Below are 8144 nucleotides of genomic sequence, written 5' to 3' on the forward strand. Positions count from 1 at the left end.
AAGACGTAAGGGTATCTCGCCAAATGACTTCCAAGAGTGTTTATCAGCTTAGAAATGTTGGATTGCCAGCATTAACATCTATCGACGATTTCGCATCAGAGACTCGTCTCAGTCTAGGTCTAGTGAGACGACTATCATATTCATCAGACTCCTTTTATAAAACTTATAAATTACCAAAAGCCAATGGTGGGAGTCGAACCGTTGCTCAACCCTCTAGGGCACTAAAAGCTGTACAGGCATGGATCTTAAGGAATGTTCTAGATGAATTATCATCATCACCGTATTCTAAAGGTTTTGAAATTGGTACATCTATACTTGATAATGCTACGCCACATGTAGGTTCAAACTATATTTTATCTCTAGATTTAGAAGAGTTCTTTCCAAGCATATCAGCATCTAAAGTATATGGCGTGTTCTCATCTGTTGGTTACAATAAAGAAATGGCAACACTTCTTACAAATTTATGTGTATATGATGGATATCTTCCTCAAGGAGCACCAACATCACCAAAGTTAGCAAATCTAATTTGCTCAAAGCTTGATGCTCGAATTTATGGTTATGCAGGACCAAAGGGAATAACCTATACCCGGTACGCTGATGATATAACACTTTCCGCTAACACAGCTATAAAAATACAAAAAGCAAAGCAATTTATAAATACTATTATTTCTAGTGAAAATTTAGTAATAAACAAAGAAAAGACAAAGCTATGTGGAACTAGAAGGCAAAAGAAAATAACAGGGCTAATTTTATCTCAAAATGGTGTTGGGATAGGTCGTGATAAATATCGAGATTTAAGAGCGAAAATACATCACATATATACAGGGAAAAGCAACAATGTTAACCATGTGAATGGGTTGCTATCATTTACATACGCAGTTGATAAGAAATCTTACAATAAAATATACAATTATATTGATGGCTTAAAGGAGAAAGGGTTAGGTGTGAATGATTTTAATGAAATACATGTTAAAATATCACATAAAAAGAAATAAACCTCTCCGAAACTTAAAACGATAGGTTCAGGTCTTTCCTTTTGCTTATCAGGGTATTCCATACTTGATCTAATCCGTTTTTTTACTTAGCAAAATCACTGGCACGCTTTTGTCCAAAAGTGGGTTAGGGCGAATGACATATTTCTTGCCCAGCTATTTGTTGTATCGACTTACAGGTGGATTGAAGTAAGTTGATTCTTCCATATCAGAGTAATTATCTCTTTGTACAGTAGAGCAGCATACAAACCATCGCGCTCTACTAGCTTGCTGAACTATTGAAAATCAGAGTAAACAATCTTTAGATTATCAACAAGACTCAATCGATAAACACGCTTCATCATTTGCGCAGCACCTAGGCGAGCAGCGGTTTCAATATCTAGATTCAAATCCTTTGAGAATGCTACGAAAGTCGCTGCTTCTGTTGAGTGTTCTTTGTAATTGATTTCACGTTTCATAATTGACTACAAAGTCCCGTATAGCGGAGAGAAGATGTTAAGCGATTTTATGCATTACACCTGTTCCGTAGCAGCCCTGGTAGCCGCATGCATGGCTGGTTTTACTTACAATGTCTGAAGATTTGATGTAGGTTTTAAACTTCCAACCTTTTTGTTGTAGCTGCTTCATTACGAACGAACCGTCTCGAGTTCTTCCTTTTTGGCTAGCTAGTGCAAGTACTTCTCTCAGTTCCGTTTGTGCGTTAGTTTCGATATTCATTCTATTTACCTTTTGCCGTGTGGGCTGTTGTTTTCATTGTGATGTAAAGAGTGTGGTAGTTACATACCGCTTCGTATGATTTGTCATTGTTGATTTCGTTTTAGTTTCGATTTAAATGGCAGTTTCTAATTTTTTGATAAGAAGGTTGTTTTTCTTTGCATTATTTGAACTCAGCGCCTTTGGTGCTTGAGTACGTTTTAGTTCTTCAAAATGTAGCGCTTTTCGAGAGTTAGAAGTAGGCATTTTGTGCTCCCCTTTTTTGTGTGCATTCAGTTTGAGATGCACTGTGATTTTTGGGTAGCATAGCAATCAAAATTATTTTGACCATACTAAAATGTTAATAAAACAACAGCTTAAATTCGCCTATGCTAATATTTACGTCTATCTCACTGATTTTGAAAAGCTACATTTATTGAGGTTTTTCTGAAATTATTGAACAATCTGGCTATTTCATCGTAGTGCTTTCAATAGCGTTTAGAAGTGACCTTGATAAACGTATGGTGCTCGCATTTTTAGATCTGACATTATGCTGGCTGCTAGGAGGTACTAGCAATTTCAAAACTCACCATTAGCCGGACTGCTAGGAGGTGCTAGCAGTTTCAAAACTCACCATTATGCTGGCTGCTACGAGGTACTAGCAATTTCAATACTCACCATTAGCCGGACTGCTAGGGGAGGTGCTAGCAGCTCGGTTTGTTGCGAAAAACGCAATGACTACATTTGAAATAGTATGGTTTAAATGACTAAATCATACCGTTATTTTGGACTATTATACTTTTTTGGGGGTTTCGTATAAAAAGTTACTGTAAATTTCAAAAAAAGTGCACTCCTCTTATAATTGAGAACAAATAAAATGGATAAGAACGTCCATCTACTTCTTAAGCTCAATTTGTATTATTTGATCTAGACTGGATTTTTCTGCGAGGAACGAAGCAGGCCATGAACAAAACACTTTGACAGTGGCCTTGCCGCTGCGCAGCAAGTAGACATCCAGTTAATAGTGAATTGCCAATTTTAATAATGAAAATTGCTTAATGAGTTCGGCTAACACTTTCATAGCATAATAGAATCAGTACGTTGACAACCTAGCTGGAACCCCAAAAAATTGGATAATTATAGTGGTAGGTTTTTTATAAAAAGGTGCGAATTGATCTGTTGAAACTCTTTTCATATAGTCTGGTTTTAAATGGGTAGCAATATGGATACTTATTTAGCGTAGCAATGTATTTTAATTCAACAATAACTTCGGCTACACAAAGAATTTTCTTAGTCCCTAGTTCTTTTTATGTTTGATTTAGTTTGTTCTAGAGTGTGAAAGAGTCAAGAAGTTCATCTCTCGCACTATTGCTTTGCGAAACTACTTTCGATTGTATATGTTAAAAATTAGTAACATTAAAGCACTGCAAGATAATGCCAGCTGCTATGAGGTGCTAGCAGTTTGTTCGATATTTTGAAACGTATACTGTTCTCTGGCCTTACTAATAGTCAGTAGCAGTTAAAAAATGTACCGTGACAAAGCCACCAATTTGAAGGACTAAATAATGGGGATAATCCTTAAAATAAGGAAAATCATCAGTGATTATGATGAACTAAGAACTAAAAATAGAGAAAGCCTTAAAAGCAACAACCCTGAAGTTGCCGCGATGCTTATAGGTCTTGAGGAGGAGTTTGCGAAGTTTGTCGAGAAACGTGGTTTTAGCTCCATCCAAGTAAGTGTATCACTTGGACAAGGGCTACTCCCTAAGACTCCAATCGTATATTTTAGAGATTCAAGAGTAAGCATATCAGGGCAAGCAGGCGTTTACGGTGCATTAATACTAAAACCGTCAACCACAGAAGTGCAAGCAGCGCCATTCATTTTGACACTTACCCAAGGCATTCATGCCCTAACCAAGGAATATGGTAAACCGAAGGCTGAGTCACTTCTCAAGGAAAACGCATTTAACATCTCGGCAATCCACGGTAAGCGGTTAGCAGACGCGGGGTTCCAGATAAACACGACAAACGAAGAGCTGAATATCCGTATAGCTGAAAAGTCCTACAAGTTAAGCACTACAGCCTCAAAATTGTGGAATGACATCGATAAGTTGCTCTCCGTTTACGTGAGTTATTCAAGTATGGGGGCCGACAAAGATATAAGTAAAATATCTGGATTTCAATCTGAGAGGGTTATTAGGTCAATTCTCTTAAGGCGAGGCCAGCCAGCCTTTAGGAATAAACTTAAGCAAATAAATAATGGTAAATGCTTGGTCACAGGTTGTGATGTAGACAGTATACTTGAGGCTGCTCACATTATTCCCGTTGCTGAAAATGGAAGCATGTCTGTGCACAATGGCTTGTTATTAAGGTCAGATATACACACTCTCTTTGACTTGAATAAGCTTGGTATCAATAAATCAGGAAAGTTGTTCTGGTGTAAAGAGTTACAGGGCCACAGTTATTACAACAAGTTCAAAAAACTTGGTATGCCCAAAATATCAATGAAGCTATCATCAAATCTAAATGAAAGGTTTAAGGCATTTAAAATTGCCGACCTTTAGATTGAATTCCAAAGCACTTCTGCGGCACACAATGAATTGATTGCTCAGCTGGAATAGAAGGACGGACAGGTGTTCAAAGTTGGATGTAAAAATGCCAAAAAAAGGTTAAGCAGGGCGCAAGAATCTGTCCCAATTGTGGTATTGATTATCCAGAGTTGTCACGTAAAAACTGTGTGCTTTACGCAATTCTGTTGGCAGCATTAGTCTTTTTGGCCGTTGACTGGACTGGTATAAGCAGAAGCCTACAAAGCTGAGCAAGGAAAGTTCGGCGTGCTCTGAGAACCTTCAGTGCTGGGGTGAGAAGCACAGCCTTGCGGCTGCGCTCAAATGCAGCCTTCAAGTAGAAAAGCTTGCCAAATACACACATGAATGGACTGACGGAATACTTTGTACGAAGTTCAGTCACTACAGGTGGCGAAATAAAGATAAAGGTTATATCACTTACATTGGCGACTAAATCAAATTTCAGAATGGTTTCGGAGCCTGGTCACTACGTTTATGATTGCGATTTGGACCCTGTTAGAAGTGTTGTGCTAGAGGTTAGGGCGAGCGAGGGGAACTTGTAATGTGTACTCGCCCATATTGTTAGAGCACATGTGACGCTGAGGATTAAACAGAAGCTTATCGTGGCTTTCGCCAGAAGCGGACGTTCAACTAAGTAACGATTCCAGTCCAAGTGCTTTGTAACTTATGTAACGACATAACAACTGACAATAAACTTAAAAATAACTAACTGAGTGACCTATCACGTATAGGGGCAAAAGTGAGTTACCTAACTCAACCCTGAACAGTTTCGAGTGACGAATGGAAGCTACAATGTCTTGAGAACCTAAAATGAGTCTAAGCTTTGCAGACCTTACCAGTTTAGTTTTCACTTCGTTCAGTCTTACTAGCAGTTTCAGCTCTCACATTATGTCAGCTGCTATGAGGTGCTAGCAGCTCGGTTTGTTGCGAAAAACGCAATGATTACACTTGAAATTCTATGGTATAAATGAATGAAAAATGCCTGTTTTTTGGAATATAATACTTTTTTTAGAGTTTGTGAAAAAAGTTACTGTAAATTTCTGAAAAAGTGCACTCCTCTTATAATTGAGATCAAATTAAAAGGATAAGAACGTCAATCTACTTCTTAAGCTCAATTTGTATTGTTTGCTCTAAACTGGTTTTTTTCTGCGAGAAACGAAGCAGGCCATGAACAAAATATTTTGACAGTGGCCTTGCCGCTGCGCAGCAAGTAGAAATCCAGTTAATAGCGAATTGCTAATTCTAACAATGAAAACTGCTTAATGAGTTAGGCCAACACTTTCATAGCATAATAGAGTCAGTACCTCGATAACCTAGCTGGGACCCCAATAAATTGGATACTTATAGTGATAAGTTTCCTATAAAAAAGGTGCGAATTGATCTGTTGAAACACTTTTTCATATAGTCTGGTTGTAAATGGGTAGCAATAGGGATGAATACTTATTTAGCGTAGTATTGTATTTAATTCAACAATAACTTCGACTACACAAAGACTTTTCTTAGTCTCTAGTTCTTTTTTCTTGTTTGATTTAGTTTTTCTAGAGTGTGAAATAGTCAATAGATTCATCTCTCGCACTAATGCTTTGCGAAACAACTTTCGATTATTTATGTTAAAAGATAGTCGCATTAAAGTACTACAAGGTAATTGTAAAGTTGGATGTTTCACACTTATTGTCTGTGGATGTTCGGCCAAAAAACTTCCACGTACGGCAGTTGAAGTAACACGTGTGGAAGTTGTTAAATTCAACTAGTACTTAAAACTATATTCATAATATTTTTTTCACTTTTGTCCAATTGACATATAAATACTTTCAAGCATACATGCAATAAATCCTGTTACTGTTGATCATTAAAGTAGATAATAAATTAATTAAAGATTGAAACGACAGATTTCAACTTAAGTTTTTAGTAAATGACCGCCAGCAATGTTTTATAGCACCAAAAAACCTTAATAGGCTGCGCCATCGGTTTTTCATACTAACAACTAAACTGGATGCTCAAACCCTAGGGGGTTCTGCGCGACATAATAAAAAGATGCTAAAAGCACGAGGAATTAAACCATGAACGAAAATAGAACAAAAGTTGGAGGTCGTCCACGATTAAGCGACGAAGAAAAACGTAGTAAAGTTATTAAATTTAGCTGTACTAAATCTGAATATGCATTCTTTAAAAATCAAGCAAAAAATGCAGGTTACACGCAAGTCTCGCGCTTTGTTCATGACGCTACAGTCGAAAGCATAAGCAAAGGTGGCTTTATATTTATCGAGCAGTCACAAGTTAATGCAGCTTTAGTTGCTGAGCTGATGAGTCTCGGCAACAACGTAAATCAAGCAACTAAAGCATTGCATATTGCGGGTCCTCAAATTATGAATGTTTATATGAAACAACTATTAATAGCAATGAATGTTATACAAGCTATACGTAGAGAGCTTAAACCTTCAAAAAGTAAAACAGTCAAGATTAGTGAGGAGTTATAACTATGGCAACTCACAACCCAAAAGAAACTCGAGACACTATCGCCTCTACTCTTTTCTACATTTACCGCGGAGATGCCCACGAGCACGAGGTCTCTCAAGTACGCCATATTGGTGGAAATGTATTTAGCGCTGACCCTATGACTGGAGGGAAAATGGATCTTTCAGACATAATTGAAGAGTTCGAAGACCAGTCTGCACTATACCAAGGGAAAGGTCGAAAGCTCTTTAAGCACTATGTCATATCCTTGGCCCCTGGTGAGCACTTACAAGACGATCAATGGCACCAAATAGTCAATGATTACATGACCGACTTAGGCTATTCAAGATTAACTGTATGGACTGCTGCTGTACATATGAACACAGATAAAGAGCACGCTCATATAGCTGCATGTTTAGTACAAAATCAGCCGGGGCGCTCTCTAGTATCGACAGCGAACGATTATGAAAAGGGCTGGTCCAGTATGAGGCGAGCAGAAAATAGATATGGATTGAGGAAGCTACAAAACCCTAACGAAAATTTTGGTTACAACTACACCAAAGTCGAAGTTAAAGTAGCTGGAGGTCGTTTAAACGCCATAAAAAGTGATGAGGCGGCTATTATCAGGGCAAGGTTTAAAGAAGCTTACAAGCGCTTTGGTCGCCCCAAAACCATGACTGACTTAGTAATGAGGCTCGCTAAAGTGAACGTATTTGTAGCAGTGAAAGAAGGCAAGAACGGTAAACCCGAAGGTATTAAATTCAAGACCGGCAAAAATGGTACTTGGGTTAGCGGAAGCAAAGTCAAAGCTACTCGCTTTACTTGGGGTAAACTGCTGAGTAACGAAGGCATAAGTTACAACCCAGAGCGTGACAATTTTGCGTTGGGTCTAGCTAAAGACCCTGGACAATTCACATTTAGTTTTAAGCTTACGGCCAAGCAGTTTAAACGACTAAAAACCAAGCGCTCCCCCTACCGAGTTCGCAGTATAAATAATAATCCATATGTCGACTTCATATATAAAACTGGTAAAGAAAAGTACGAGATTGTTAAGCTTAAAAAGCTGATGGAGTTCGTAGAGTTTATGTTGTCATTGTTTGGATTAGAGAGCGAAGAAATGGAGATCAAGCAAGCTCATCGCCGAATGATTGCACGTGATTATGCAAGAAAGCTAGATAAACAGCAGTGTTTCTACTACGAGCCAGATCAGTTAATAACTTATAGTGAATATGATCACTATTCACCGGTCAGCAGTAAAATATCAAGGGACACTGAAATCTGGAGAGTAGAATCCACTAGAAGTCAGTTCTCTAACTGCTATGATGTGCTAGCAGTTTCAAATCCCACAGTTCTCTGACTGCTATGAGGTGCTAGCAGTTTCAGATCCCACAGTTCTCTGACTGCTATGAGGTGCTAG

At 38.2% G+C, this 8144-nt stretch carries 7 protein-coding genes; 4 read left to right on the forward strand and 3 right to left on the reverse strand.

The genetic code is table 11. From position 1 onward, the window contains the following. The first annotated feature begins 23 nt into the window (after window positions 1-23). Window positions 24-995 (forward strand): retron St85 family RNA-directed DNA polymerase, encoded by a 972-nt coding sequence (locus Q4592_RS21210; protein ID WP_303516783.1) that lies wholly within the window; start codon window positions 24-26, stop codon window positions 993-995. A 272-nt stretch (window positions 996-1267) separates the two neighbouring features. On the opposite strand, the gene Q4592_RS21215 is transcribed toward Q4592_RS21210, so the two are convergent. The 3 genes from Q4592_RS21215 to Q4592_RS21225 all read right to left on the reverse strand — a co-directional run bounded on the left by Q4592_RS21215 (window position 1268) and on the right by Q4592_RS21225 (window position 1952). Then, window positions 1268-1450 carry a hypothetical protein gene (locus Q4592_RS21215; RefSeq protein ID WP_303516785.1) on the reverse strand — a complete coding sequence of 61 codons (183 nt, stop codon included), beginning with the start codon at window positions 1448-1450 and terminating at the stop codon, window positions 1268-1270. A gap of 37 nt (window positions 1451-1487) precedes the next feature. Further along, entirely contained in the window at window positions 1488-1709 is a 222-nt protein-coding gene (locus Q4592_RS21220; protein WP_303516787.1) for a hypothetical protein, read from the reverse strand. 111 nt (window positions 1710-1820) lie between these two features. Further along, a complete protein-coding gene (locus Q4592_RS21225; protein ID WP_303516789.1) occupies window positions 1821-1952 on the reverse strand; it encodes a hypothetical protein in 132 nt (43 codons plus the stop codon). Between the two features lie 1298 nt (window positions 1953-3250). On the opposite strand from Q4592_RS21225, the gene Q4592_RS21230 reads away from it, so the two are divergent. The 3 genes from Q4592_RS21230 (at window position 3251) to Q4592_RS21240 (ending at window position 8084) form a co-directional block, all read left to right on the forward strand. Next, the gene (locus tag Q4592_RS21230) at window positions 3251-4249 is read left to right on the forward strand and encodes a DUF3578 domain-containing protein (RefSeq protein ID WP_303516791.1); all 999 of its coding nucleotides are present in this window, start codon (window positions 3251-3253) and stop codon (window positions 4247-4249) included. 2084 nt (window positions 4250-6333) lie between these two features. Beyond that, entirely contained in the window at window positions 6334-6750 is a 417-nt protein-coding gene (locus Q4592_RS21235) for a hypothetical protein (protein ID WP_248715026.1), read from the forward strand. A 2-nt stretch (window positions 6751-6752) separates the two neighbouring features. Beyond that, window positions 6753-8084 carry a relaxase/mobilization nuclease domain-containing protein gene (locus tag Q4592_RS21240; RefSeq protein WP_303516794.1) on the forward strand — a complete coding sequence of 444 codons (1332 nt, stop codon included), beginning with the start codon at window positions 6753-6755 and terminating at the stop codon, window positions 8082-8084. The last annotated feature ends 60 nt before the right edge of the window (window positions 8085-8144 follow it).

Source organism: Agarivorans sp. 1_MG-2023, assembly GCF_030548385.1.
Classification (GTDB): Bacteria; Pseudomonadota; Gammaproteobacteria; order Enterobacterales; family Celerinatantimonadaceae; genus Agarivorans.